Origin of the sequence: Maribacter sp. 1_MG-2023 (assembly GCF_030547005.1) — a bacterium.
In the GTDB taxonomy this organism is placed as follows: Bacteria; Bacteroidota; Bacteroidia; order Flavobacteriales; family Flavobacteriaceae; genus Maribacter.
Map to the genome: position 1 here is coordinate 26,584 of NZ_JAUOPN010000009.1, position 26,505 is coordinate 53,088.

The window sequence follows — 26,505 nt, forward strand, 5'->3', positions numbered from 1 at the left end:
TTGAATAAAATGTAAAAGCCTTTTTTACAAGAGCAAAATATCATTGTATCATAATAATAAAAACAAACATTATGAAAACTACAATGAAACTTTTTACCTACGCATTAATCATTTTATCATTAACAATCACCTCTTGTGGTAAAGACGGTGAAGATGGAGCTGTTGGTCCTGCTGGTACTCAAGGTGAAACTGGTTCAGATGGTCTCGACGGAGTTGATGGTGCTGATGGATCAGATGGAGTTGATGGATCAGATGGAGTAGATGGTACTGATGGTATAGATGGCGAAGATGGTAATGCAGATGTTCAACTATTAGAATATGGGTCAGAAACCATTACTACGGGTAGTGTTACCTACCCAATGGACGGTGTATCGCTAAATGAATTAAACGAGAGTTTAGTTTTAGGGTTTTATGCTGAGATTTTTCAAACACCCAACGCTGGAAATTCTTTTGTAACTAAAAAAAGGTGGGTACCCGTTCCTGGAATAGGTGAACCTACTTTATTTGAAACAAGGGTAATTATAGAGGGAAGCACTGCTGTTCTGTCTGGTGGTCCAAGTTCTGATTATATTGTAAATCTATATGATTTAGGAACTCTAGATCCATATTTGACAGAAGTAACTTTTGAAGAATTCAAAATATTTGTAATTCCGGCTTCCTCTATTTCTTCTCCATCTTCTCCTGTAAATTCTGCTAAAAACAGCAATGACTTTAGTGAAATGTCACATGATGAATTGATTACTCATTTTGATTTAGAAAAATAAAAAAGGAATTGTTAGCATAAAATACTACTCAGGGAGTGCTGTAAAATCTTTCAGGGTAGTATTATAAATGTCTAATGAAAATAATTTCCCAAACTCTTACCGATTTATTATAAAATCAAAAACAAATACGATGAAAACAAAAAAAATGTATTTGGTGCTTTTTTCATTTATCACATTATCCTCAATATTCATTAATTGTAGAAGTGATGATGATAAAGTAATCTTAGAAGAAGGCGAAACACCTAATCAACCAGATAAAACAGTCAATCAAGCACCAGATGACTTTGAGCTTATAGCTGTTATAGATGGCGCAACAGACGTAGATGTAATGCCAAATTTTTTATGGAATGCAGCTGTGGATCCTGAGGGAGATTCTATATCCTATGAATTGTTTGTGGATGAAAATAGCAACCCCACTACTAGCTTGGCAAATACTATAAACGAAACCAATTTTACCCTAGAAGAAAGGTTACCATTAAACCAAGACTTGTTCTGGAAAGTGGTAGCGAATGATTCCGAAGGAAATGAGACTTCTAGTGAGACCTTCAGTTTTACAACAAGAAATCTTCAGATACCTGAAACCCCAGTAACCGAAAATGCAGCTTTTTCAGAAAGAACAGATCATACTTCAGTCGTTTTTGATAACAAAATTTGGGTCATAGGTGGGTATGATGGTTTTTCATATTTAAACGATATCTGGCAAAGTTCTGATGGGGAAACATGGACTCAAATTACCGCAGAAGCGCCATTTCATAGAAGAAGTGGTCATACTTCTGTAGTTTTTAATAATGAAATATATGTTATCGGTGGTTTTACCGGTGTGGACTTTTTAAGAGATATATGGAAAAGTTCTGACGGGGAAACTTGGGCTAAAATTACTGGTGCTTCACCATTCCCTCAAAATGGTCTCCACTCTGCTGTGGTTTTTAAGGATAAATTATGGGTTATTGGTAGTCTCGATGAATCTGCAAAACTATCAAATAATATATGGCAAAGTAGTGATGGAGAAATGTGGACTCCGGTAGATGTTACAGTGTCTTTTCCAGAAAGGTATGGACATACTACTATGGTCTATGATGATAAAATATGGATTATTGGGGGAAGCACATTTAATGGTTTACAAGGTGTGTTAGATGATGTATGGCAAAGTGCCGATGGTCGTGAATGGATAAAAGTCACTGAAGAAACAGCTATTGAAGGAAGAACTAGTCACGCTAATGTGGTTTTTGATAATAAAATGTGGCTTATAGGAGGCCGTGATTCTCGGCTAAACCAAAATGATATTTATCAGAGTATTGACGGAATAACATGGAGCCAAAGAACAGAAGAAGTTTCTTTTACCGAAAGAAGAGGACATACCTGTGTCGTTTTTGATGATAAAATATGGGTAATTGGTGGCAGAGGAGGCATACTTGCCGATTCCTACTTAAATGATGTGTGGTTAATGAATTAGAATAAACCTCTAGTTAAGAATTTCATGAAAAATAATAGAATAGAATCAATTGACTTATTAAGAGGTATTGTTATGGTGTTAATGGCATTAGATCATACAAGGGCATTTCTACATTACGATTCTTATTTTTTTAGTCCTACGGATGTATTGCAGACTACTGTTCCATTATTCATTACCCGTTTTATTACCCATTTCTGTGCACCAGTATTTGTTTTTTTAGCGGGTACTTCGGCATATTTGAGTGGAGGAAGAAAAAATAAGAAAGAACTGAGTACTTGGCTGATAAAACGTGGCGTTTGGCTTGTTATTTTAGAATTAACAATTGTACAATTCGTCTGGCAGTTTCAGTTAGATTATACTATGAATGTACTTCAAGTAATTTGGGTGCTTGGGGTATCTATGATATTTTTAGCAGCATTTATTTATGTCCCAAAAAGGCTCATGATTACAGTTAGTTTAATAGTGATATTCGGACATAATGCATTGGATGGATTTGAACCTGAAACTTGGAATGGGCTATGGGCTATTCTTCACTTACAAGCCCCGATAGATACCAAATACTTCGCGATAATGGTTTTCTACCCTCTTGTACCTTGGGTTTTTGTAATGCCCCTTGGTTACCATTTTGGAGTATTATATACCCAAGATTTTGACCCGAGAGTTAGAAAGAAATATTTGATCTACTTGGGTTTAACTGCAATAGGTTTATTCTTTATTATTAGAGCATTAAACTTTTATGGTGACCCGAATAGTTGGTCAAATTTTGAATCGTTGACTTCTACGATTTTGTCATTCATGAATGTTTCTAAATATCCGCCTTCGTTGTTATATTTACTGATAACATTAGGTCCTTCTATACTTTTACTAGCCTTTGTCGAGAATTGGAAAGGTCGTATTCACCATGCTATTGTTATCATTGGTCGTGTGCCATTGTTTTTTTACGTCGTTCACCTGTTTGTCATTCACTTAGTTGCTTTAATCATAGCAACAATAATGGGGTTTTCACCAAGATTGATGGTTATTGAATTATTTATAAGCTTAACAAAAAGCCTTCAAGGTTTTGGGTTTAATCTGGTAGTGGTATACATTTTAGCGATAGCTATAACACTAACTCTTTACCCTTTATGTAAATGGTTTTGGAAATATAAGAATAACAACCGCGATAAATGGTGGCTAAGCTATTTGTAAATGATAGGTTATTTAAGGGTTATTTCCCTGAAACCTTTATTTACATGAATTTTTAAGGAAATATACTCTGTAACACTAGATTGTTGTTGAATCATTGACATTCATTAATACTGCTAGAAAATGAATAAATAGTGAAAGAAATCTGGTTGACAATATTATAAAATTGTACAGAGCTATGCTAACATTATACAAGTTACCTCAACTTGTTTAGCAAACAGTTTTCTCTATTCGAATTGCAATAGGCAACCAATGTTGTCAATATAAATAAACCATTTAAAATACTATCTTATGGAATTAAATGAAGAAAAATTACACGCTTTACTAGGTAAAGTAGTAACTGAAATGGGTGCTGCAGCTAACGGTCCATTAATTACAATTGGAGATAAGCTAGGTCTTTTTACTACGCTATCAGAATCAGACCCTTTATCATCTAATGAATTAGCTGCCAAAACCAATACCACTGAAAGGTATGTGAGAGAATGGTTATCGGCACAAGCGGCATCTGGCTATGTACAATATCATGCCGATACACAAACATTTTCTATGACGCCAGAGCAAACCATGGTTTTTGGAAACAGAAAGAGTCCTGTTTTTATGACAGGAGCATTTTATGCTATTGCTTCAGTATACCACGATGAGCCAAAAATAGAAGAAGCTTTTAAAACAGGGGAGGGCGTTTCTTGGGGAGACCATAACAATTGCCTATTCTGCGGAACAGAAAAATTTTTTAGTCCTTCCTACGAAGGAAACCTAATTTCTAGTTGGCTTCCAGCTATGGAAGGCCTTGTCAAAAAATTAGAGAAAGGGGCAAAAGTAGCTGATATTGGATGCGGACATGCAGCTTCTACCATAATAATGGCAAAAGCATTTCCTAATTCTTCTTTTATTGGATTTGATTTTCATGCAGCATCCATCGAACAAGCAAAAGAAAGAGCTAAGAAGGCTGGTTTATCTAATATATCTTTTGAAGTGGCAACAGCTAAAGATTTTCCAGGTAACGATTATGATTTTATCGCGTATTTTGATTGCTTACACGATATGGGAGATCCTGTTGGTGCATGTGCACACACCAAGGCAGCCTTAAAACCTGATGGTACTTGTATGATTGTAGAGCCTTTTGCAAAAGATTCCTTAGAAGAAAACTTGAATCCTGTAGGTAGAGCCTTTTACGCTTTCTCAACAATGCTTTGCACACCGTGTTCACTAAATCAAGAAGTAGGATTGGCATTAGGCGCACAAGCCGGAGAAAAGAGACTGAAAGAAGTCATCACCAAAGGTGGTTTTTCTAGATTCAAGAGAGCAATGGAAACGCCTTTCAACTTGATACTAGAAGCCAGACCTTAAATAAACAACTTGTTCATAAACCATCATTATATGGTGGTTTTTCTTATTTATGAATTAGGTAAAAATTGAAGAGAATAACGAGATAAATAGCGTAAAAAATTTAAACTATGGATTTACTAAATAAACTATTGAGTATTGACCCAAACTATATTATAATTGGATTAATTGTATTCTTTTTTTCATTAGAGCAGGTAATGAAAACTTCATTCAATTTTAAGAAAAGAATTAACCATCATAGAGTACATCATCAGTAAGACCAGTTTTATACAGATTCTAATTATGCAGATATTTTTATTGTTTGGGACAGAATATTTGGAACGTTTAAAATGATGCCCGTAGAGCAAATGAAATACGGATTGGTTGAATTTGATGAGGACAGTAAACAGACATTTCTCTATTTAATAAAAAGTCCATTTGTTACTATTAAAAGAAATGTTACTGATAAGAAAATAAATAAAATTAACAAAAGAATAACAAAGGTAAAATCCTTTTTTAAGCTTGCCCAAGTACTCAATAGCAAGTATTGCTATAGGCATTTTTGGTCAATTAATATTTAAAAGAAATACAGCTGTCATATTACAGAAAATGATGAAGGTTTTATTTAGTATAAAAAAGTTATGCTAATGCACAGTAATACTGTTTAACTTTTAAATAAACAGTAAAATGCATCAAGAATTACTCAATCCAAAAAAAATATGTTATTAAAAAAAAATATTATTTGTCGTTTTTACATTATTATTACAGACGTTTCAAGCTTAAATAGAAAATAGAATTATTGTCGGAGTTGATTTTGGCGCTGCACTAGCTTCAGGTTTAGGTGTTTTAATGGCTATTGAACCTAAATATAATATTAATGAGAATAATTCTATAGGTCTACGGTTAGGAGTAGCCTTTGTATTAGGAAGAAATATTGAAGAATCACAAAATTCTCAATACACTATAGAAGAAGGATTTATTTTACATATAGTCTCCTCTTTGGTAGCTACTTTTGATAGATATTTACGCAAAGAAACAAGTGGAATACAACCTTTTGTAGGTGGAGGAATTGGTTATTATAAGTTAAGTAAATTACATCAAATTTCAATTGAAGATAGCTCTAGTGGAGATTTAGTTTCTTCAACTAAAATTAAAGATAAAATTGGAATACTAACAAGAGGCGGATTTGAATTAGATAAATTTCGACTTGGATTTGAGTATAATATTATTCCTAAATCAAAAATACAAACGACCAATGGTAATATTGCAGGAAGTGTTCAGGATAGTTACTTTGGCGTTTCCATTGGATGTATCTTTGGAGGAGGAAAGAAAAAAGTGAGAAAAGATAACCGGTTTCAAAGTTAGCTTTTGTTTAAAGGAATGAAGTATTAAGAAGGTTTAATATTTGAATTTGTCTCTTGAACTTGAATTTATTTTTCCCAACAACCAACAACCAACAACCAACAACCAATTTATGAGTTTCAAAAATCAAATAGAATTCCTCAAAGAATTACAGAAAAACAATTCAAAGGAATGGATGGATGCCAATCGTAAATGGTACCACCAAGTTCGTGATGAATATATCGATTGGTTAAATAGTGTGAATACAAGACTATATGCTATTGATGACGAATACTATGATACACCTGGTAAAAAAGGAATTAACCGTATTAATAATAATCTGATGTTTCATCCGAATAAACCGGTGTACAAAGACCATTTTGGAGCTGGGTTCGATAAGAAACCAAAGACAGCAGATTTCTATTTTGAACTAGGTATTGAACATTGCATTTTCGCTGGTGGATTATGGAGACCTGAGTCTAAAGTATTGCGAAGTGTTCGTGATGCTATTGATTACGACGGCGAAGACTTTGTCAAAATATTGAACAAAAAAACCTTCAAAACACGATTTGGCGAACTCTTTGAAGATGCGAAACTAACAAACGTACCTAAAGGTTTTTCAAAGGATCATAAGCATATAGAATTACTCAAAAACAAAACCTTTGCAGTTTTTCATGAGTTTTCTACTAAGGAAACCAACAAGGCTTCTTTTGATGATGAATTAATAAACGCCTATAAAGAAATGCTTCCGTTTAGGCGTTATTTAAATAAAGCGATTACGGTTTAGTTATTTAGCATCAGCTGCAGGAATCCATCTTACTTTTAAATCTGGATGTGTCATTAAACTATCTAAAGGAAACATAGGTCTTTTAATTCTTTTATACCCTAAACGGTTAAGGTCTTGGTCCACTCCGCCGGGAGTAAGTGCCATAGTCCAATCGCCACGCATGTTGTATAATTCCGGCACTAGATAACCGATTTTTACGACAACAACATCAGAATTTTTAGGGTCTAATCCTAAATTTGTAAAATCACTTAAGTGGTGATAAGGTTTCCGTTTTGTGGTAACGATTACCTCAATATTTCCAACCTTAACGACTACTTCAACTTCCGCATTGGTATCACCTTCTTTAATGGCAGTAATAGTTCCATCTAACAAAAGAGGTCCTGCAAATCTATGATCTACGGCTGCACCTGCTTCCGCCTTAATTTTTCCGCCAACACCTATTTTCATCGCTTTTTCAACAAATTCAGGTCCGGGTATTGAGGCATATATCAGAGACTTTCCATTTTTAGATTTAAATTCTGGTCTAGCCAATAGCTCTTTCAAAGTCCAAGTTACATCACCTGAACCACCCGCAGTTGGGTTGTCGCCCATATCACTGATCATATAAGGTTTTTTATCACTAGCTAATGCCAATTTTAAGCTTTCATCTAATGTAGTTGTGGGCGCAACAAATTCAAATTCATTACGAACATCCCAAAAGCTTTGAGCTAATTGCTCGGCACCTTTTTCAACCTTTTTCTTATCATCGCCTGTAACCATTACCACGGCATGGTTACGTGGCTCATCTGCCCAAGCATAACCGATCCAAATAGCAGCATCTATAACTCCGTCTTGGTCGGCAACTGTAGGTATTTCTGCATAAAGACTCTTACCAGGTTCTATACGTGTACTTGTTTTTTCTCCGGGTAAAAGTATAGGTACAGGAACCCATGCTTTATAAGCAGGTTTTCCTTTTCCACTTTCTAATCGATCTATTAAATTGGTAACCGCTCTCTTTTTAGATTCAATAGCATCTTCATGCGGAGCCATGCGGTAACAGGTAATTAAATCGGTATTTTCAGCTAAACGTTCAGATACATTACCGTGTAAATCCATTGATGTAGATATCAATACATCGTTACCGAGAACTTCGCGAATACGAACTATAAAATCACCTTCAGGGTCATCTTGACCAACAACGCTCATTGCACCGTGTATGTCAAAGAAGAGTCCGTCATAAGGCTTATTTTCCTCCAGCAGTTTCAAACTTTTAGTGACCAACGACTCATAAGCATCACGAGTTACAGTACCACCAGGCAGCGATTTGCCAACTAGAGTTGGCACCCATTCCGCTCTTTTTCTATTTATGGAGTCTGGTTGTAAAAATGGGTATCTGCTAAAAACAGAATCGCCCACTTTTGCGTGAAAAGCCTCTTCAGTGGAAAGAGCGGGAGAAAAGGTGCTACTTTCAATACCTAAACCGGCAATAGCAATTTTTGGTAGTTTTTTATCTTCTTTTGATGACTTATCGTCTTTACAAGAGGTTGTACATACTAAAAGTAAAATGACGTAGATGTAGAATTGTTTCAAGGTAGTGGAAGTTTATGTTAGCATTGATAAGATAAAGAAAAAGAGATTTAAATAGCAAGAGTTTTTACTGGATAACAATTTTCAGGCTATTAAGGTTATATGCGAGAAGACAATACCCTTTTTATTTATGAATTGGAACGTACTAGTTATATCTTTATAATCGAATTATAAATTCAATTGAGTTGAAAAACGGAAGCATAAAAGACGTAGAAAAAAAACTACTTTCTGATAATTGGTATACGCTAAATAAATATACATTCAAGTATCAACGAGCTGATGGCACTTGGGAGACACAAGAACGAGAAGCTTATGACAGAGGTAATGGAGCAGCTATTTTGTTGTATAACTCTAAAAAGCGGACTGTTGTGCTTACCAGACAATTTAGAATGCCTACGTATGTAAATGGTAATCAAGACGGAATGATGATAGAAGTTTGTGCTGGACTTCTAGATGGTGACAACCCTGCAGATTGTGTTCGTAAAGAAACCGAAGAAGAAACGGGTTATAAAATTAGTAACGTACAGAAAGTATTTCAAACCTACATGTCGCCTGGTTCGGTGACCGAGATAGTGTATCTTTTTGTGGGGGAGTATGATGAAAGTATGAAAGTAAGTGATGGCGGCGGAGCAGACGATGAAACCGAAAATATTGAGGTTTTGGAGTTAGATTTTAATGTCGCTATGAAGATGGTAGCGAGCGGAGAAATTAAAGATGCAAAAACCATTATGCTGATACAGCATGCAAAGTTAAATTCGTTAGTTTAAAGCTTATTAGCCGACTCTTCTAATATGGGTAAAGTCTTTAAAGTCGGATTCGGTGGTGGATGTCATTGGTGTACCGAAGCTGTATTTATAGCACTTAACGGCGTAGAGAAAGTAGAACAAGGCTTTATTGCTCCAAATGAAAATACAGCAGATTTTTCTGAGGCTGTAATCGTGTATTATAATGCTGCAGTTATAGCGTTGAAAGATTTAGTAGCTATTCATTTAGATACGCATAGAAGCACCCAAAATCATTCTATGCGAAATAAGTATCGTTCAGGTATTTATTTTTTTAAACAGGATGATGAGTTTTTGTTAAAGGGAATTATGACTGGTTTACAGCAAGATTTTGAGATTCCTTTAATTACGGCAATTTTTCCTTTCGGGGCATTTAAAACTTCCGAAGAACGATTTCATAATTACTATTTCAGCGATACCGAGAAGCCTTTTTGTAGAACACATATATCCCCTAAAATAAAGTTGTTGAAAGAGAAATATGCCAAACATGTGTCAACGAAAGTTCTATAATTAATAGGAATCTCTAAGTGTTTGAAGCATTTGTTCAAGTCTATTTCGTTCTTCTGATGTAGATTGTTTAAAGTGATTGTTCATAAAACTGAAAATCAACACTTTTCCTGAGTTTGCAACCAAGTATCCGCTAAGGCAGTAGTTATTACTTAGGCTTCCAGACTTTGCAAATACATAAGGTTTCTTATCTCCTGCAAACCTATTTTTTAAAGTACCCGATAATCCCCCAGCAGGAAAAATAGAAAACAAACGCTCTTGAGGTACCATTTCATATAATTGGTCTAAAACCGAGACCATGTTTTGCGGAGTTAACAGATTGTATCGCGAGAGTCCCGATCCATCGACCCATCTAGGTTCTTGCTTTAAATTTTTCAGTTCTTTTTCTAAAAAATAATCTCTGGTTAATTTCGCATTTAAGGTATCAGTGAGAACTCCCGATGCTACGAGTAAAAGCTGTTCGGCAATAAAATTATCGCTTTCATGCATCATACGAACATAAAGCGAATCGGCATTACTACCGTACAGTGTTTGTTTTTCACCCGAAGGTATTGTCGAAGCGGTACCAACTTTTTTGGAAAGTAAGTTTTCTAAAATAGACCTAGTAGTCTCGTCACTTGTGATATATGGAGTTTCTAAAGTATCCTTTTTTGTTGGCGGAAAATAGAACCTATTTGAAGTTTCATTTCTATTGCTATTATGGGTCAATTCTAAAACGCTGTCCTTGAAATAAGAAGGAGAAACGATAAGCTCCTGATTCTTATAAGTCATCACCACATTACCATTTATAGGTAATGCGCTTTTCTCTGCAGAATAATACCATTGGTAATCGTCCCAAGCCCAACCTGGTCCATATTTTTTATCCTGAAAATTGTTCGTTACAAAAACTAGATTACTTTGATTCTGAAGAAAATTTAAAGCCGTTGAGTCTTTTATATAAGGATGCAAAAATGAAGGGTCACCAGTACCTTCAAAATATAAGGTATCATTTGTGGCAATATATTTTAAAGCGGGTATTTGAGCTGGCAAGGTTTTAAGTGCTGCGAAAAGTGTGAAAATTTTGGTGTTACTGGCAGGTATAAAATACTTATGACTGTTATTGGTGTATATAGTGTCTTTCGTTTCAGCATCCATAACTAAAACCCCCGTGAATTGATTTTTATAAAACGCTGATGATAACTGTTTGTCAAAGGATTTTGAAATCAAAGATTTGTTTGAACTACAGGCAGAAAACAACAAAAAAGCAACTGCTAAAAAAAGAAAATTCTTCATGAATTCGAAATTACAAAATTGCATACTTACGAATGCGATAAAAATTTAACATGTAAGTAATTACTTTAACTTTTTGTATACAATATTACAACGGTATTTCTGTTTACCTTTATACAACAACAAATCTATTAATCTAACAACAACATGTCTAAGTCTATGCTAGAGTATAGTAAAACAGTACTTAAAAAGGTTAGTTTTGATACCTTACTATTTTGTAAAGAGTTGAAGAAAGCCTTAACGACGTTACTACCCGAAGAGGTGGAAGAGTTAAAAGTCTGGTTAGAAAGTTTTATAACCGATAAACCAGAATTACATCAAAGTTTAGTTTATTTAAAAGCATAATAGAGAGCCATGTAAAGTGGCTCTTTTTTTTTACGCAACCTATAGCTTTATTTACATCTTACATTAAAAGACACGATGGCTATTAAATTTACGGTTGCGATATTTTTGTTATTCTTAATGCAATGTCAAAATGACGACATGCCATTTGATGACACACCTGTTGACGATACTCGTTTAGTAGGTGAGTGGTTGTTGACAGAATCATATGTGAGTCCCGGTGGTGCCACAGAGTGGAAAGATGTAGAAGAAGGCTACCGTTATTTCTTCGATGAATTCGGTAATTACGAAAGAACCGATTTTAATAAAGAAGTACTGAATTCTGGCGATTATGAAATTACAGACGACGAGCTTTATCTATATTTTATAATTAAAGGTGAAAAAGATACTCTAGGGTATAGCGCAGATTTCAATGAGAGTAAAACAAGATTAACGCTATCGCCATCTTACCCTGGTATTTGTATTGAAGGTTGTTTGTATAGATTTAAGAAACAATAGGTTTTACTTATGAATCGGACTTATGATCTTAACATCTTGAAAAGCGATTGCACCACGAACAATGCCTGTAATGACATCTCTTAAAGCTTCTGTAATCTGCACCTTTAATTCTTTTTTGTGGTAGATAAGACTGACTTCACGTGCAGGTGAAGGTTCTTCAAAGTACTTCAAGTTTTTCTTTTTTACATCGTCAAGTTCCAACGTATTTAAATAGGGTAGAAGCGTCATTCCTAAGCCTTCGTTAGAAAGATTGATAAGGGTTTCAAAACTTCCACTTTGTAAACTAAAATGGTCTCCGCCAATTTTTGGAGTTTTGCAAAGATTTAAAACACCTTCTCTAAAACAGTGTCCATCTTGTAGCAGTAAAATATCTTCAATATCTAAATCCTCTGGTGTAATCTGTGTACTATTCCCTAAACGATGCTCCTTTGGTACATAACCAACGAAGGGTTCGTAATACAAAGGTCTTTCGGTAATAAAGTCTACCTCTAAAGGTGTTGCGGCAATGGCGGCATCAATATGTCCGTCTTCAATATTTTGAATTAAGCTCTCTGTATTCTGCTCTTTAATAATAAGGTTTACCTTCGGATATTTCTGTATAAAATTCTTCAGAAACATAGGTAATAAAGTGGGCATTATTGTTGGGATGATCCCTAATACATAATCCCCACCAATATATCCTTTTTCTTGCTCTACAATATCTTTAATACGTGCCGCTTCATTTACAATATTTTTTGCTTGCGCTACAATTTTTTTACCGACTTCGGTAATAGTAATTGGTTTTTTGCTACGATCAAAAAGAAGTATATCTAATTCATCTTCAAGCTTTTGTACTTGCATGCTTAAAGTTGGTTGCGTTACAAAACTCTTCTCGGCAGCGAGTGTGAAATTTTTGTATTCAGCAACAGCAAGTACGTATTGTAATTGAGTAATGGTCATGTAGATAGTATAAGGCTATAAAATTACTAAAAACCATTATTATAACCTATTGACAACAGGTATTCAGACGTTAATTTCTCTCTAAAAACGAAGGGTCAATTTCATATCATCTTCTACAATAGTAAACTTTGCATCACTAAAGGTTGGCGGACCCATTGGTAAAGATTCACCGCTCATGGCATAATCTTCTGTAGGCATGCCATTGGTTGCAAAATCCATACGGTTATTATCGTTGGCATCATGTAGAACAGAAAACGCATAATCACCAGGTTGTATGTTTTCAAAAGTTAAAATCAACTCTCCTGCTTCAGCTTTGTCCTTACTGGTTTTAATACCATCTGCTTTCATAAAAGTAGTTTGATTATGTAATCCACTTAATATATGACCTTCATTGTTCAATACATTTTCGATAACTACGGTTAGTGTTATACCTGTTTCTTCTTGGGCATTCATTGTAAAACTCATTGCAAATACGGTAATTGTAAATAATAACTTTTTCATTTTATAAGGTTTTAAAGATTAATTGATACTTCAAAGATGTCTTATAAATGCATTTATTAAAAAAGCGATGAACCCAATTGTAGAAATGTGTTACTGAATTGTAAAAAGGGAGTACTAGTACAAAAAACTATGATTATTAAAAAGACTAAATTTCTATATCCTTTTGGTAATCAAATAATCAAGTCCAAATTTTCCAGAGCCGAAACCCATAAAAAATAAGCCTAGGCAGAAAAAGATAAATGTGGGCATTATATTCCAAGAACCGTCCCATGGCCTGCACACTATAGTAGTAAACATGGTTACGGTAATAAAGAAGGCGGTCATTCTAGTGTTTAATCCTAATATTAATAGAATACCACCAAGAGCCTCAGTTAATCCCGCAGACCAAGCAAACAGTTCTGGCATAAAGGAGAATGGAATTCCAAATTGTGTTACTAATGCAACAAACCAATCAGAAACCTCAAAATACGCTAAACCCACAGAAGCAGGAGTCCATGGAGTTCCAAATTTATTTATTGCAAAAACAAAAGAAAGAAGATAGCCAGTGATTGCCCTAGGTATCAATATTAGAACATTAGGCAATAATGCATCTACCTTAAACGGAATAATTAATTTTTTAATAGGTTGTAGCTGGTGGTACATAGGTTTAAGTATTGGTTACTTAAACTTATAAAAATTTAAGGAATTTACAGATGATAAAAATCAATGTTTAATTTTTTTAAAATGATTAATTTAAATGTGAGGTTTGCATTATTTCAATGCAATACTATCTATTTCAAGCTTAAAATCTTCTTCAACACCATTTTTTATAATGAAAGCGATCTGAGCTAGATAGTCGCCGTGGTAGTTTGGTAATTTTAATTCTTCACCTCTAAAAACCGCTTCCATTTCAGCAAACGAAATCTCAATAGTTTGCCATTCTTTGCTAGATTTAAAATCAAAGCTATAGGTATGTCTTTGATGCTCACCAGATTTACAGCGGAAAGCATATTTTTTTCCATCTCCTTTAATTCGTAATACAAAAAATGAATACTTATCTACAGGTATGCGTTCTACATCATGTCTAACAAGGCAAAATCCACCATTATTATCTAAAGAAACATGGCCGCTGAAAACACCGTTACCTTGTATATTTATTTGCATGAGTCCCATTGATAGACCTCCCATAACATCATCGTTGACAATATGCCATTGTTTGATGTTGGACTTTTTATTGAATTCAAAAACAGATTTTAATTCGCTCATAATATCAAGTGTTTATTGGGTATGCTAGTGCGATTAAATTTAGGGGTAAAGAAGGTAATGCAACCACTCTAACCAAATTTATTTTAACTGATATGAGAAACAATTAAGTCATCCGTTTTTTCATCTCATCTGCAATCGCTTTTTCAGGAGCGCCTTGTTTTTCAAGTTCAGAAATTATTTTAGGGTGATCATGACTTCTGCCTTGCGAAAGTTTGTTTACAGCTTGTATATCGTTAACTAAAATTTCAAACCCTATAATACCATTAACTTGGCTCATGGTTTTTTTAGACATATTATCTAATGAGATAGGCTGTTCAGATTTTTGCTCGTATTTATTTACGAGTGCATGTAAAGAGGTAATCAACTTTTCTGAAGTTTGAATTTTCACAGTACCATATATATGAACAGCAATGTAGTTCCACGTAGGCACCTCTTCTTGCTGATACCATGATGATGAAATATAGCTATGCGGACCGTTAAAAACACAGAGCACTTCATCGCCATCAACCAGATTTTTACTTTGCAAGTTCGCTTTCGCAATATGACCGACCAAGATATCTTTATCGTCTGAATTTTTTGATAGTTCTAAAGGAATGTGTGTACCCCAGGGTTTCCCTTCAATAGTATTAATTAAGATGCCAAAACTATTATTCTTTAAAAAGTCATGAATCTCTTTAACGTCATTATTTTTATAGTGCTCAGGTATAAACATGCGGTCTGGTTTTCTGTGTAAATATAACCGTTTTGAGCAAATTGTTTTAGAACCAATTATTTAATGTTTCGTGTTACATAATTAGCGAGATACTAATTATCTTGTATATGAATTTTAAAACGAGAATATGCCTTTTATAACAAATACAAAAGCAAAAGAACAAGTAGATATATTTTACGAAGATTACGGAAGCGGACAACCGGTGATTTTAATTCATGGCTGGCCATTAAGTCGTAAGTCTTGGGAACAACAAGTATGGAAGCTAGTAGAGGAAGGTTATCGCTGTTTATCTTACGACCGTAGAGGATTTGGAACATCGTCTTCGCCATGGGATGCTTATGATTATTCAGCCTTGGCAAGCGATTTAAATGCAATCATAGAAGAGCTGGATTTAAAAGATGCCGTTATCGTTGGTTTTTCAATGGGTGGCGGAGAAGTAATTCGTTATTTAACTGATTACGGTTCTAGTAGAATCGCTAAAGCAGCATTGATTAGTTCGATAATTCCACTAGTAAAACAAAAACCAGATAACCCAGCGGGAGTACCAGAAGAAGCTTTAGATGGTATTATAGGCATGCTACAGAAAGATAGAGTAGGCTTTCTTAAAGAAAAGTTTCATAAAGGATTCTATAATTTTGAGGAAAACGAAGGTAAAAGAATTAGTCAGGCGCAATTAGATTATGATTTTACCATTGCTTCATTTGCATCGCCTAGAGCAACCATACAAGCAGCGTTAGCATGGATGCATACCGATTTTAGACCAGAGTTGGAAAATGTAACTGTACCGACATTAATAGTGCATGGAGATGCTGATGCTACCGTACCTATTGAAACTTCGGCAAAACAGGCACATGATGGTATTAAATATAGTACGTTAGAGGTTATTAAAGGAGCCCCACACGGACTCAATGTTACGCACTCAGAGGAGTTGAATGAAATATTGATTTCTTTTCTAAATAAGTAGATTAAAAATCCTAAAAATATGAATCCCGATTGCAATTAGCAATCGGGATTTTTTTATGTGATGATGGTAACTAAAATGATAATTCGTTTATGAATTCTTATTCGTCATCTTTATATTTTTCAAACCAAGCCAATACACTTGCAATTTTAGCAATTAAATTACTAGGTCTGTTGGCAATACCATGCCCCGCACCAGGTATACGTACCATTGCCGTTTCTACACCTTCTAATTTTAATGCAGTATAGAATTGTTCAGATTCTGCAATAGGCGTTCTGTAATCTTCTTCGCCAGTAAGCAACATGGTTGGCGTAGTTACATTGGCAACATACATTAATGGTGAACGTCTAAAATAGTTTTCTGGATCTTCCCAAGGTTTTTTTCCGAACCAATATTTAGAGAAAAATGCAGCACCATCGGCATAAAGTACAAAGCTTGTCCAGTTAATTACTGGTTTGGCAACTACAGCAGCTTTAAATCTATCTGTTTTACCAACGATCCAAGCAGTCAATACTCCGCCACCACTACCACCAGTCACGAAAAGATTATCGGTATCAATATATCCTTTTGCGATAACAGCATCTACACCACTCATTAAATCGTCATAATCATGGTTAGGGTAATCATGGTGAATCAAATTACCGAATTCAGCACCATAGCTGGTACTACCACGTGGGTTACTATACAAAACCACATAACCAGCAGCAGCATAAGCTTGTATTTCTGCACTATACACAGAACCGTAGCTAGTAAATGGTCCACCATGAATTTCAAGAATAAAAGGATATTTTTTATTAGGGTCAAAATTTGGCGGAGTCACCACCCAACCTTGAATTTTTTGTTGGTCAAACGAAGACTCCCACCAAATTTCTTCGGTTTTACCTAAATCTCTAAAAGAATAAAGGTCATCATTTACAAAAGTTAATCGCTTAGAGCCTTTTTTATCGGCAGCTCCTAAATCAGAAGGGTGTTCGGTATTTCCTAAAGTATAGGCGAATCTTGAATTTTTAGAAACCGTAAAATCACCTGCATTATAAGGTCGGCCTAAAGACAATCCGCCGAGCCCTTCAACAATAGTGGTTACTTTACCGTCTAATGTAATATGTCCTATTTTAGTAGCACCTTCGGTATCATATTGAAAGTATAGCCCTTTGCCATCGTTAGCCCATTGCGCATTGGCAATATCTCTATCAAAACTTCCAGAAAGTAATTTTGAGTTGCTACCATCGGTATTCATCACATAAAGGTTTGTGATCTGGTACCCTTGTAATTTATCATCATTACCGGTGTATGCAATCATTTTACCATCAGGTGAAACCGTTGGTGAACCATCAGGACCATATCTTGTAGTTAATGGAGAAACTTCAGCAGTGGCAATATTTAAAGCATAGACCTCACTATTAGCAGGTTCAAAAGCCTCATCAGGATTAAAGTTTGCAGAGAAATAAAGCGTTCTGTCGTTTTTTGCCCATACAGGAGCACCATGGTCAAATGTTGTTGTTGTCAATTGATTTGGAGTACCACCATCAATAGATAATGTAAATATTTGGTCATGACCACCTTTTATATAACCTTGACCGTCACCTCTATAGTTCAATTTATCAATATATGTTGGTGGCGTGTTCCATTTTGCACCTTCCGGTTTTGCCGGTAGTTTTACAATAGATTGTTCAGCTTCTGGTACAAACATGGTAAAAGCTAAGTAGCGGTCATCATTAGACCAACTAACGGCACCGGGTGCTTTTGGTGTATTCGTAAGTGGCGCAATTTCTTTGGTGTCCATCCACATAACATACAACTTCATCTTCTCATCGGTTTGATTCGATTTATAGATGATTTTTTTACCGTCATGCGACCAACGTGGGTAATAGTCATTTTGGTTGCCGGTAGTTAAAGGTCTGTTTTGCGAACCGTCGTAATTAACCATCCAAAGGTTTGATAAATTTCTGTCGGTCATAATATCTTTAAAATTACGAACGTAGATAATTTTACTACCATCTGGTGATATCTGAGGGTCAGAAACATATTCCATATTAAAAATATCGGTCAGCTCAAGATTTGAAGAAACCTGTGCAGTTGCAGATACTGTAAACAATAAGAGAAACAGTGTTTTAATATAAATTTTCATAGTGTTGAATTTGGTTTGAAATGATGCTATGAAGATAGCAATTATGAATAAAAAAAGAACGGCTTAAATAGAGAAATGAACAAGTATTAACATTCGAATTTTTATTGCTTTTCGTATTTTCACACTATAGAAGATTAAGACTGCATGCATTAAACTAATTCTGTTTTTTTGAATGGAATGTTATTGACATGTTTGATTTTTATAAACTGTTTAAAAACGTATTATAATTTTATGCAGATATGTAAAGTGAATAGTTTTAATCAGTTGATATTCAGTAAATAAAATATAAAAATGAAAGTATTATTTATAGGAGGAACAGGAAATATTAGTACGCCAAGTAGTAAGCTTGCAGTTGCTAAGGGAATAGATTTATATGTGCTGAATAGGGGGAAAGCTAAAGTTGAGATTGAAGGAGCACATTCCATTATTGGAGACATCAATAAGCCAGAAGAACTTACAGAACTAAAAAAGCATGAGTGGGATGTTGTAGTAAACTGGATTGCTTTTACACCAGAAGACATTGAGCGTGATATTAAATTGTTTAGAGGGAAAACAAAACAATATATTTTTATTAGTTCAGCATCATGTTATCAGACGCCTTTGAGCTATCCGGTGATAACCGAATCTACTCCGTTGTGTAATAATCTGTGGGACTATTCTCAAGGTAAAATACAGTGCGAAGATCGATTGCAAAAAGCATATAGAGAAGAAGGATTTCCTATCACTATTGTTCGTCCGTCTTTAACGTACGATACCGTAATACCGATTGCTATTGGCGGATTTAATAAATACAATACGGCACAACGAATTCTAGATGGTAAAGAAATTATAATACATGGTGATGGAACATCGCTATGGACAGTTACCCATTCTGATGATTTTGCAAAAGGATTTGTTGGTTTATTAGGATTACAGCCAGCAATCGGTCACGCTTTTCACATTACTTCAGATGAGGTTTTAAGTTGGAATATGATTTATAAAATCCTTGCGGATGCCTTAGGAAAAGAAGCAAATTTAGTACACATAGCATCAGATTTTATATGTAAAGTAGAACCATCATTTACAGGAACGTTATTGGCGGACAAAGCAGAAAGTGTTTTGTTTGATAATAGCAAAATTAAAACCTTCGTACCTGGTTTTAAAGCAACCATTCCGTTCTCAGAAGGAATTAAGAGAACCGTAAAGTGGCTAAAAGAAAACCCCGAGCATCAGAATATCGATAAAGAGACCGAGGCTAAAATTGAGAATGTGTTGAGTGCTTATAAGGGTTTGTAGGTTTTCGAGAGAACAAGTAGTTTAATTTACCATCCGTATTACCCACCCCTTAATCCCCTCCCAGGAGGGGAGATTTTCGTTTTTGTTTGTGAGTTTTAAGCAAATTTTGAACTATTTAGTTACTGTTTTGATTTTAGTAATAAAGATTAATTAAACCAAGAGTTATTCTCCTCTAGGGAGGGGCTAGGGGTGGGTATTGTAGGCAGTATTTCACAAGTGATTGGTAGTATTAAATGGTAGGTATCTAGTTGAACCTGATTAGTTATATCTAGCATTTTACAATAATTCATCATCCGTATTACCCACCCCATAATCCCCTCCCGAGAGGGGAGATTTGCGTTTTTGTTTGCGAGATTCTAACAAGTTTTGAAGTCTATTGTTACTCTAGTGACTTTAGCAATAAAGTTTAATTAAACCAAGAGTTATTCCCCTCTCTGTAGGGGCTAGGGGTGGGTCTCGTAGGCAGTATTTCGTAAATAATTCGTAATGCTCTCAGGGTAAACATCTATTTGAATCTTGTTAGTTTTATTTTGGATTTTAGAACAATTCATCATCCATATTACCCACCCCTTTATCCCCTCACATGACGGGAGGGTTACGTTTTTGTTTGCTAGTTTGTGTCAAATTTATATCTAAAGTTACGGAGATTTTTTTCTCAATATAATTTAATTCAAGCAAGAGCCATTACCCTCTCAGAAGTGGAAATTTAGGTTGTGTGGTAAGTGTATAATTACTTTGAAAATCCAAGTTTACAATTCTTAACGTATTAAAAAGTTTGAACACAGCAACAAACTGTTCGACACCTGAGAGGCTAGGCAAGTAGGGACATGAAATTTATTCACCTCTATTTAATACTAATCAACATAAATTGTAGGAAAATATATACGTTTTGAAACATAATTTCGTTATAATCTTATAAATCAATTAATTACTATACATGGCCATTAAAATAAACAGACTAGACACACATTTTACTCCAGACCCTAAACGAGTTATTGTGCGATTTTTTATGCCTGGAGGAGAATCTAGAGCAAAAAAAATTATAGATAGGGTAATAATGATGTCAGATTCAGATACTGCCCAAGTACTAAATCAAACTCTGCGTGATTTTAGTAATCGCCATAGAAATATAACTAGAATATTTTTAAATCATTTTGAAAGGGTGTCTTATATATTTAATGCACTTGGCTTAAATAGTCAAAACATTTCAGACGAGCGTAAACTATTAATTGGGGCTTATTTTACACACGAATATTCTATAGAATCAGCAGCGTTTTTTAATCCTTCAATTATAGAGGATCCGGATCAGTCGCATTTGGAAGACGGACAAAAAAGGGTAATTGTAAGTTTTAGAGCAACTGGTGAAGGTCACGTTTCATCTATTTGTTTTAGAGGTGCAACCTTGAATAAAGATTGCAGTTTAGAATTTAGCCCATTAGGTAAGTTGGTAGATGTTCCAGAAACAGTTCAGTTACATGAGTATAAAAAGGAAGATTTTTTGGTAAAACTAAATGACATGAACCTTAGTGCTGTAGAAGCGCTAGAGAAAATCATGAATCGTTTAAATGATACTTTTATTTTTCGTGAGCTATTGTATACTATAAATGAATTTGAAAAGAATAATGAAATTACGGTAGAAGTTAATAAAGTTCTTCATGCGATAAAATTCATTGCCAATGCTCAATATCAAATAGGTTTTTCGTTAGATACGTCAATAAATGAACGAGTTATTTTTCCAGTTACAGATGCAGAAAGTAATGGAATTGAAGATGCTAGATTTGTAAAATTTACAGATGATGATGGTGAAGTAACGTATTATGCTACATATACTGCCTACAATGGTTTTGTTATCATGCCGCAACTTATTGAAACAAAAGATTTTTACACATTTACAGTAAAACCAATTTATGGTAGAAATGCGCAAAATAAAGGTATGGGGTTATTCCCAAGAAAAGTAAATGGTAAATATGCTATGCTTTCTAGACATGATGGCGAAAATAATTATGTAATGTTCAGCGATCAAATAAATAATTGGGATAATGAAGCTGTTTTAATTCAAGAACCTAAGTTTGCCTGGGAATTTGTTCAATTAGGTAACTCTGGCTCTCCAATTGAAACTAGTGAAGGCTGGTTAGTTATAACTCATGGGGTAGGACCGGTTCGTAAATATGTACTAGGTGCAATTCTTTTAGACTTGAACGATCCTACAAAAGTGATAGCTCAGCTAGAAAATCCATTATTGTCAGCAAATGAAACTGAACGAGAAGGTTATGTACCTAATGTTGTGTATTCTTGTGGAGCCCTCTTACATAATGACTCAATTGTAATACCATATGCTATGAGTGATACAAGTAGTGGTTTTGCACATGTAGAATTAAAAGACATTATACAGAACATGACTTTTGTGGATAGAAAAAAAGTCAATCTTAAAAATCGCGGCAAGAGAATACTTTTAGTAGAAGACGATATTACTACGTCTATGATGCTTATTAAAACACTTACGGAAGATGGATTTGATGTAGATCATGCAGAAGACGGACTACTTGCATTAATAAAAATTGGTAAAACGAATTATGATTTAATTTTGTCAGATATAGAAATGCCTAATCTAAATGGTTATAAATTATTAGAGTTTATTAAGGAAAAGGCTATAAAAATACCAGTTGTATTCTTGAGTGCTTATGTTAGTGAACTAGATGAGATAAAGGGATTAGAATTAGGAGCTTCAGAGTATATAAAAAAACCTGTAGAGCGAAATATTTTAAAACTTCGCTTAAATAAGATTCTTTCATAAGAGTATAATGAAATTTATAAACAGCAAGGGCTCGCATTAATTTGCGAGCCTTTGCTGTTTAATATATCCTGTCCTGAAATAAGTTGACACAATATCGACTCATTTAAGAAACATTCAATTATTACGGTAAAAAGGCGTAATCAACGCGATTGTAATTTGGGCTTTAAATTAGCGGTTGTCAATCAGTTTGAAAAAGGTGAGATTACTTATAAACAGGCGCAAAAGGCTTATAGTATTCAAGGTATAAGTTTTATTTGGGCTCAGAAAACATGATACTAGTGACTGAAGTAACTCTACACGCCTTCAAATGCAAAATCAAATGAAACAATGCCAAAAAAATTAAATACTCGGAACGCGAGCTTTACTATTAAAATTTGAGGAAAAAAATTTTCAACACCATAATCGACATTTTCGATAAACAGTATGGTACCGCTATTAGAAAAAAGTATTTACCCGATCAATCCATCGCATCCGACAAGAACAACAATTAAGTTTATCTCGTTGTTGTCGATTGTTTGGGATAAGTAGACGAGCTTTCTGCCAATCAAAAAAATGTATAGCAAAAAAGGAGCAAGAGTTTATGAGAGTCAAGAATTTGGTCCAGAGCTTTCACAAGAATATTCCCAGGCTCGGTACATGAAAGCTGTATTACCTGTTAAAGGACGAATTCGCAAAGCACAATTTAAAAATAGGAAGAGATGCCCTGTTTGGATATTTACGCTCGAAATTGATGCTGATAAGGCCAAGGAAGAATTACACCAGTATAACAAACTCTAAACATTGGCTTAGAAAACATGCCAATCTGATAAAAGAAATCAAAGTTTCAGACCAGAAGAGTTCTTCGTCAGCGACATTACATATATCAAAAGTAGAGAGCGGACACATTACCTATCATTAGTAACCGATGCCTATAGTAGAAGAATAATGGGGTATCACTTTAGTGATGATAAGAGTGCGGAGTATTTGTTAAAGGGCGTAAAAATCTGAAAACAATAAATTTACGAACAAGGTTCTAATACATCGTTCCAATAGACGTTTACAGTATTGCTTGATCATATATCAAAAAAAATACAGCTAAGTCATTTATAACCATCGATGTATGTTGGTTATAATTATTACCAACATACATTGGTAGAATGGATAAACGGCATATTTAAAGCTCAAATCTTAATCTATAAATATAATAACGGGCATCGATTCAAACAGCTTATTTAAGAATCTACTGAAACTTATAATAACAAAATACCACACTTGAGTCTAAAATATAAAACACCTAACTTTATAAATAACAAAAAGCCCGAGAAGCTAAGCTCGTAGGCTTTTTGTTAATTTTTTAAAAATATCAACCTACTTTTTAGAACGACTCAATATCAATACTTTACATTAAACTACTTTATTAAAAGGCATAACGTTAGGTTCTCGTTGATTTTCAATTGTTTTATGGTTTTCTGATTTATTTGCATTTTCCAACTGTTGTACGGTTAAATAAGAAATTAAATAAGATATGGTACTCTCGGCTCCTTGGTTTCTATTTATACCTTCAGCACCAAGTCCGTCACAACATCCCTTAGATTCGGCATCATAAAGCGGAATTAGTAAATCGTTATTACCTAAAAACCAGCTAAATGCGGTATGCATTTTTTCATAAAAAATATTGTTTTTAGTAACATCAAAGGCTTTTCTATAAAGCATTACCATTGCCATGGCATCAATAGGCTGTTGCCCATCAGAAGAGCGTAATTGACCTTTTCTTTGCCAAGAGTTTCCTACTAATGAAATTCGGTCTTTTAAATGAATTTGTTCATCTAGGAAAATTGTCGTCTCTAAAGCTACTTCAAGAACTTTTCTTTCTTTTGTAATTGCATAAGTATGCCAAAGAGCTAATGGCATTAAGGCATTATCATAAGATAAAATAGGCTCGAACCACCTCCAGTCCTTACTATTTTCATCATTATACTGCTGAAGTAATTTCATGCTTAAAGAATTTAATACATTTAATAAACTTTCATCACCAGGATAACGTTCTAAAAAATAACTTATCCCGAGTATAATATATGATATGGCACGTATGGATTTAATCTTTTCAAAATTCTGAAAAGATTTAAAGAAAACATCTTTGGCAAATTGCAGATAATTATCGTTTGCTGCTACTTTTATTAAGTAGCCCATAGACCAAATTGTTCTGCCAAAAGAATCTTCTGACCCAATCATATCTAAAAACCTTTTATCAAAAGACATATCATTATGAAAATAGCCATTATCTTGTTGCATTAACTTTATATATCTTAAATAAGTATCAGCAAGCTTTAAGGCAGAATCGTCATAATGCTGTTCATTAGCCATTAGAACTACAAGTAAAGCACGAACATTGTCATCTAGGCAGTATCCTTCTTTATAATCTGGAACAGAATAATTTGCATGTTCTAAAATTCCTGTCACGTCTGTAAGTCGTTTTAAATGATCTAGACCAAATGACGGCAAATATTTAATTTTGTTGGAGTTATTTCTATTTTTTAGTTTTTTATTTGCTTCTTTTACTTCCTTAAAAAGAGCATGGTGAGCTTTACCAATTTGAGGCCAGTACATTTTTTTACCATACTCAAAAGCTATTTTTCGGATTGAGTCGGCTTCTTTTGGATTTTTAAGTAGATTACATAATTCTTGGCTTAGCTTATCGCTATCGTTAAAATCAAATGTTTTACCACGCCCGTCTGCAAGTAATTCCTTTGCATGCCAAAATGGTGTAGATATGGTACAAGCACCGGCACCAATGGCATAAGAAATAGTACCGCTTGTAATTTGTGCTTCATTTATATAGGGAGTTATGTAGAAATCTAAACCGACAAGAAAGCTTTTTAAATCTTCTTCTTCAAAAAAGCCATCCTCAAAAATCACATAATCTGCTACGCCATTTTCAATTGCAAGATTCTTTAAATAATCTCTATAAGATTCTCCACTATGCTTTTTAACATTAGGGTGAGTTTGCCCCATCACTATATACACAACATCTGGATAATTTTTCACAACACTAGGTAGTGCATTAATAACAGTTTCTATACCCTTACTACGTCCTAAAAATCCAAATGTGCCGAGCACTTTTCTATTTCCATAATTAAATTTTTTTAATTTCTTTACATCTGTAAAATCAGGTACACCATGTTGAATAAGGACAATTTTTTGCTTAGGAATTTTATAAATAGAATTTAAGAAATCAACAGCCAAATGGCTCATAACTATCATTTTTTCAGATAGTTCACCCATTTTTTTTATGATGTGTTTTTCATGAAAACTGGGAGTTTTAAGTATTGTATGAACTGTAGTAATTATTGTCATTTGCAGATTACTCATTAATCGTAATATAAACACCCCACTAGCACCACCAAAAATACCAAATTCATGTTGTATTATACAAATGTCAGCATTTAAGTCATTTATGTAACGAGCAGCAGCATCGTATTCCAAAGGTTCATTTTGGTTAATAGTTTTACTTACAATTTCAGGATAATCGTGAGTGGTCTCACCATTTTCCATCGCAATGACGAATATTTCATTTTCCTCGTTAGCAGTGTTGTAAGAATTTATGATGGACTCTGTAAGGTTTGTTGTAAAAGTTGCAATACCGCAACGTCTTGGAAGGTAATTACCTAAAATAGCTATTTTCATTTATGGTTGATTTTTAACTAAAATAAAGTAGGTTAATTCTTACTTTATTGTGTTATATTTATACTGAACGATACAAAAAGTACATTATTGTAGTAAAAATCTTCTTATTTTAACATTTAATCAATAATTATTGAACTCATATGTACAACGCTCTCATTTTTCAGTTTTAAATGATTAGTCTATAATAATGGTTTCTCACACGCAGTATTTATTCCCCTCTCGGTAGGGGCTAGGAGTGGGTCTTGTAGGCAGTATTTAACAAATAATCCGTAAATTTTTCAGGGTAAATATCTAGTTGGTATCTCATTAGTATGATTTAGCTTTTTAGACTAATTCATCATCCGTATTACCCACCCCTTAATCCCCTCCACGGAGGGGAGATTTTCGTTTTTGTTTGTGAGTTTTAAGCAAATTTTGAACTCTTTAGTTACTGTTTTGATTTTAGTAATAAAGATTAATTAAACCAAGAG

Annotated in this window: 23 protein-coding genes and 1 pseudogene; 15 read left to right on the forward strand and 9 right to left on the reverse strand. The window is 34.3% G+C overall.

Features of this window, described 5'->3' with window-relative positions:
- Nucleotides 1-71 precede the first annotated feature (71 nt).
- The 6 genes from Q4500_RS11270 to Q4500_RS11295 all read left to right on the forward strand — a co-directional run bounded on the left by Q4500_RS11270 (nt 72) and on the right by Q4500_RS11295 (nt 6,853).
- On the forward strand, nt 72-764 hold the full coding sequence (locus tag Q4500_RS11270; RefSeq protein ID WP_303599761.1) for a hypothetical protein: 693 nt from the start codon (nt 72-74) through the stop codon (nt 762-764).
- Between the two features lie 130 nt (nt 765-894).
- Nucleotides 895-2,217, forward strand: coding sequence for a kelch repeat-containing protein (locus Q4500_RS11275; protein ID WP_303599762.1), 1,323 nt, complete (start codon nt 895-897; stop codon nt 2,215-2,217).
- A 24-nt stretch (nt 2,218-2,241) separates the two neighbouring features.
- Complete coding sequence (locus Q4500_RS11280; protein ID WP_303599763.1) at nt 2,242-3,405, forward strand: DUF1624 domain-containing protein; 1,164 nt, start codon at nt 2,242-2,244, stop codon at nt 3,403-3,405.
- Between the two features lie 288 nt (nt 3,406-3,693).
- Nucleotides 3,694-4,749: a class I SAM-dependent methyltransferase gene (locus Q4500_RS11285; RefSeq protein ID WP_303599764.1), complete on the forward strand. Its 1,056-nt coding sequence runs from the start codon at nt 3,694-3,696 to the stop codon at nt 4,747-4,749.
- Nucleotides 4,750-5,574: 825 nt separating this feature from the next.
- Complete coding sequence (locus Q4500_RS11290) at nt 5,575-6,090, forward strand: hypothetical protein (protein WP_303599765.1); 516 nt, start codon at nt 5,575-5,577, stop codon at nt 6,088-6,090.
- 109 nt (nt 6,091-6,199) lie between these two features.
- Nucleotides 6,200-6,853, forward strand: coding sequence for a DUF2461 domain-containing protein (locus tag Q4500_RS11295; protein WP_303599766.1), 654 nt, complete (start codon nt 6,200-6,202; stop codon nt 6,851-6,853).
- Here Q4500_RS11295 and Q4500_RS11300 read toward each other — a convergent pair whose 3' ends face one another.
- A complete protein-coding gene (locus Q4500_RS11300; RefSeq protein WP_303599767.1) occupies nt 6,854-8,422 on the reverse strand; it encodes a M81 family metallopeptidase in 1,569 nt (522 codons plus the stop codon).
- A 182-nt stretch (nt 8,423-8,604) separates the two neighbouring features.
- Here Q4500_RS11300 and nudK point away from each other — a divergent pair, with 182 nt between their 5' ends.
- A complete protein-coding gene (gene nudK / locus Q4500_RS11305; protein WP_303599768.1) occupies nt 8,605-9,186 on the forward strand; it encodes a GDP-mannose pyrophosphatase NudK in 582 nt (193 codons plus the stop codon).
- A gap of 24 nt (nt 9,187-9,210) precedes the next feature.
- Complete coding sequence (locus Q4500_RS11310; RefSeq protein WP_303599769.1) at nt 9,211-9,711, forward strand: peptide-methionine (S)-S-oxide reductase; 501 nt, start codon at nt 9,211-9,213, stop codon at nt 9,709-9,711.
- On the opposite strand, the gene Q4500_RS11315 is transcribed toward Q4500_RS11310, so the two are convergent.
- Nucleotides 9,712-10,980, reverse strand: a complete 1,269-nt coding sequence (locus Q4500_RS11315) for a D-alanyl-D-alanine carboxypeptidase/D-alanyl-D-alanine-endopeptidase (RefSeq protein WP_303599770.1) — start codon at nt 10,978-10,980, stop codon at nt 9,712-9,714.
- Between the two features lie 144 nt (nt 10,981-11,124).
- On the opposite strand from Q4500_RS11315, the gene Q4500_RS11320 reads away from it, so the two are divergent.
- Nucleotides 11,125-11,322, forward strand: a complete 198-nt coding sequence (locus Q4500_RS11320) for a hypothetical protein (RefSeq protein WP_036155302.1) — start codon at nt 11,125-11,127, stop codon at nt 11,320-11,322.
- Between the two features lie 75 nt (nt 11,323-11,397).
- Nucleotides 11,398-11,817: a hypothetical protein gene (locus Q4500_RS11325; protein WP_303599771.1), complete on the forward strand. Its 420-nt coding sequence runs from the start codon at nt 11,398-11,400 to the stop codon at nt 11,815-11,817.
- Between the two features lie 3 nt (nt 11,818-11,820).
- Here the strand turns inward: Q4500_RS11325 and Q4500_RS11330 are convergent, their stop codons facing one another.
- The 5 genes from Q4500_RS11330 to Q4500_RS11350 all read right to left on the reverse strand — a co-directional run bounded on the left by Q4500_RS11330 (nt 11,821) and on the right by Q4500_RS11350 (nt 15,214).
- Nucleotides 11,821-12,756 carry a LysR substrate-binding domain-containing protein gene (locus tag Q4500_RS11330; protein WP_303599772.1) on the reverse strand — a complete coding sequence of 312 codons (936 nt, stop codon included), beginning with the start codon at nt 12,754-12,756 and terminating at the stop codon, nt 11,821-11,823.
- A gap of 81 nt (nt 12,757-12,837) precedes the next feature.
- Nucleotides 12,838-13,257: a DUF2141 domain-containing protein gene (locus Q4500_RS11335; RefSeq protein ID WP_303599773.1), complete on the reverse strand. Its 420-nt coding sequence runs from the start codon at nt 13,255-13,257 to the stop codon at nt 12,838-12,840.
- A gap of 153 nt (nt 13,258-13,410) precedes the next feature.
- Complete coding sequence (locus Q4500_RS11340) at nt 13,411-13,899, reverse strand: DoxX family membrane protein (protein ID WP_303599774.1); 489 nt, start codon at nt 13,897-13,899, stop codon at nt 13,411-13,413.
- Nucleotides 13,900-14,007: 108 nt separating this feature from the next.
- Nucleotides 14,008-14,502 (reverse strand): CIA30 family protein, encoded by a 495-nt coding sequence (locus Q4500_RS11345; RefSeq protein WP_303599775.1) that lies wholly within the window; start codon nt 14,500-14,502, stop codon nt 14,008-14,010.
- A gap of 103 nt (nt 14,503-14,605) precedes the next feature.
- Nucleotides 14,606-15,214, reverse strand: coding sequence for an FMN-binding negative transcriptional regulator (locus Q4500_RS11350; RefSeq protein ID WP_303599776.1), 609 nt, complete (start codon nt 15,212-15,214; stop codon nt 14,606-14,608).
- Nucleotides 15,215-15,341: 127 nt separating this feature from the next.
- Between Q4500_RS11350 and Q4500_RS11355 the strand changes: the two genes are divergently transcribed.
- Nucleotides 15,342-16,178 (forward strand): alpha/beta fold hydrolase, encoded by an 837-nt coding sequence (locus tag Q4500_RS11355; RefSeq protein ID WP_303599777.1) that lies wholly within the window; start codon nt 15,342-15,344, stop codon nt 16,176-16,178.
- 97 nt (nt 16,179-16,275) lie between these two features.
- Here the strand turns inward: Q4500_RS11355 and Q4500_RS11360 are convergent, their stop codons facing one another.
- Nucleotides 16,276-18,303: a S9 family peptidase gene (locus tag Q4500_RS11360; protein WP_303599778.1), complete on the reverse strand. Its 2,028-nt coding sequence runs from the start codon at nt 18,301-18,303 to the stop codon at nt 16,276-16,278.
- Between the two features lie 291 nt (nt 18,304-18,594).
- Between Q4500_RS11360 and Q4500_RS11365 the strand changes: the two genes are divergently transcribed.
- From Q4500_RS11365 to Q4500_RS11380, 4 genes and pseudogenes are all read left to right on the forward strand, one after another.
- Nucleotides 18,595-19,578, forward strand: coding sequence for an SDR family oxidoreductase (locus Q4500_RS11365; protein WP_303599779.1), 984 nt, complete (start codon nt 18,595-18,597; stop codon nt 19,576-19,578).
- A gap of 937 nt (nt 19,579-20,515) precedes the next feature.
- Nucleotides 20,516-22,372, forward strand: a complete 1,857-nt coding sequence (locus Q4500_RS11370) for a response regulator (RefSeq protein WP_303599780.1) — start codon at nt 20,516-20,518, stop codon at nt 22,370-22,372.
- Between the two features lie 117 nt (nt 22,373-22,489).
- A pseudogene (locus Q4500_RS11375) lies at nt 22,490-22,639 on the forward strand (IS3 family transposase); the annotation flags it as partial.
- Between the two features lie 285 nt (nt 22,640-22,924).
- The gene (locus Q4500_RS11380; RefSeq protein ID WP_303599781.1) at nt 22,925-23,149 is read left to right on the forward strand and encodes a hypothetical protein; all 225 of its coding nucleotides are present in this window, start codon (nt 22,925-22,927) and stop codon (nt 23,147-23,149) included.
- Nucleotides 23,150-23,755: 606 nt separating this feature from the next.
- Here the strand turns inward: Q4500_RS11380 and Q4500_RS11385 are convergent.
- A complete protein-coding gene (locus Q4500_RS11385; RefSeq protein ID WP_303599782.1) occupies nt 23,756-26,035 on the reverse strand; it encodes a glycosyltransferase family 4 protein in 2,280 nt (759 codons plus the stop codon).
- Nucleotides 26,036-26,505 lie beyond the last annotated feature (470 nt).

What these genes read in the sequence shown, in the direction of transcription:
- Q4500_RS11275 (WP_303599762.1), top strand. Translation starts at nt 895, where the DNA reads ATGAAAACAAAAAAAATGTATTTGGTGCTTTTTTCATTTATCACATTA.
- Q4500_RS11355 (WP_303599777.1), top strand. Translation starts at nt 15,342, where the DNA reads ATGCCTTTTATAACAAATACAAAAGCAAAAGAACAAGTAGATATATTT.
- Q4500_RS11365 (WP_303599779.1), top strand. Translation starts at nt 18,595, where the DNA reads ATGAAAGTATTATTTATAGGAGGAACAGGAAATATTAGTACGCCAAGT.
- Q4500_RS11340 (WP_303599774.1), bottom strand. Translation starts at nt 13,899, where the DNA reads ATGTACCACCAGCTACAACCTATTAAAAAATTAATTATTCCGTTTAAG.
- Q4500_RS11285 (WP_303599764.1), top strand. Translation starts at nt 3,694, where the DNA reads ATGGAATTAAATGAAGAAAAATTACACGCTTTACTAGGTAAAGTAGTA.
- Q4500_RS11325 (WP_303599771.1), top strand. Translation starts at nt 11,398, where the DNA reads ATGGCTATTAAATTTACGGTTGCGATATTTTTGTTATTCTTAATGCAA.
- Q4500_RS11360 (WP_303599778.1), bottom strand. Translation starts at nt 18,303, where the DNA reads ATGAAAATTTATATTAAAACACTGTTTCTCTTATTGTTTACAGTATCT.
- Q4500_RS11310 (WP_303599769.1), top strand. Translation starts at nt 9,211, where the DNA reads ATGGGTAAAGTCTTTAAAGTCGGATTCGGTGGTGGATGTCATTGGTGT.
- Q4500_RS11345 (WP_303599775.1), bottom strand. Translation starts at nt 14,502, where the DNA reads ATGAGCGAATTAAAATCTGTTTTTGAATTCAATAAAAAGTCCAACATC.
- Q4500_RS11295 (WP_303599766.1), top strand. Translation starts at nt 6,200, where the DNA reads ATGAGTTTCAAAAATCAAATAGAATTCCTCAAAGAATTACAGAAAAAC.
- Q4500_RS11335 (WP_303599773.1), bottom strand. Translation starts at nt 13,257, where the DNA reads ATGAAAAAGTTATTATTTACAATTACCGTATTTGCAATGAGTTTTACA.
- Q4500_RS11320 (WP_036155302.1), top strand. Translation starts at nt 11,125, where the DNA reads ATGTCTAAGTCTATGCTAGAGTATAGTAAAACAGTACTTAAAAAGGTT.
- Q4500_RS11350 (WP_303599776.1), bottom strand. Translation starts at nt 15,214, where the DNA reads ATGTTTATACCTGAGCACTATAAAAATAATGACGTTAAAGAGATTCAT.
- Q4500_RS11380 (WP_303599781.1), top strand. Translation starts at nt 22,925, where the DNA reads ATGTATAGCAAAAAAGGAGCAAGAGTTTATGAGAGTCAAGAATTTGGT.
- Q4500_RS11270 (WP_303599761.1), top strand. Translation starts at nt 72, where the DNA reads ATGAAAACTACAATGAAACTTTTTACCTACGCATTAATCATTTTATCA.
- Q4500_RS11315 (WP_303599770.1), bottom strand. Translation starts at nt 10,980, where the DNA reads ATGAAGAATTTTCTTTTTTTAGCAGTTGCTTTTTTGTTGTTTTCTGCC.
- Q4500_RS11290 (WP_303599765.1), top strand. Translation starts at nt 5,575, where the DNA reads ATGGCTATTGAACCTAAATATAATATTAATGAGAATAATTCTATAGGT.
- Q4500_RS11330 (WP_303599772.1), bottom strand. Translation starts at nt 12,756, where the DNA reads ATGACCATTACTCAATTACAATACGTACTTGCTGTTGCTGAATACAAA.
- Q4500_RS11280 (WP_303599763.1), top strand. Translation starts at nt 2,242, where the DNA reads ATGAAAAATAATAGAATAGAATCAATTGACTTATTAAGAGGTATTGTT.
- Q4500_RS11385 (WP_303599782.1), bottom strand. Translation starts at nt 26,035, where the DNA reads ATGAAAATAGCTATTTTAGGTAATTACCTTCCAAGACGTTGCGGTATT.
- Q4500_RS11370 (WP_303599780.1), top strand. Translation starts at nt 20,516, where the DNA reads ATGGCCATTAAAATAAACAGACTAGACACACATTTTACTCCAGACCCT.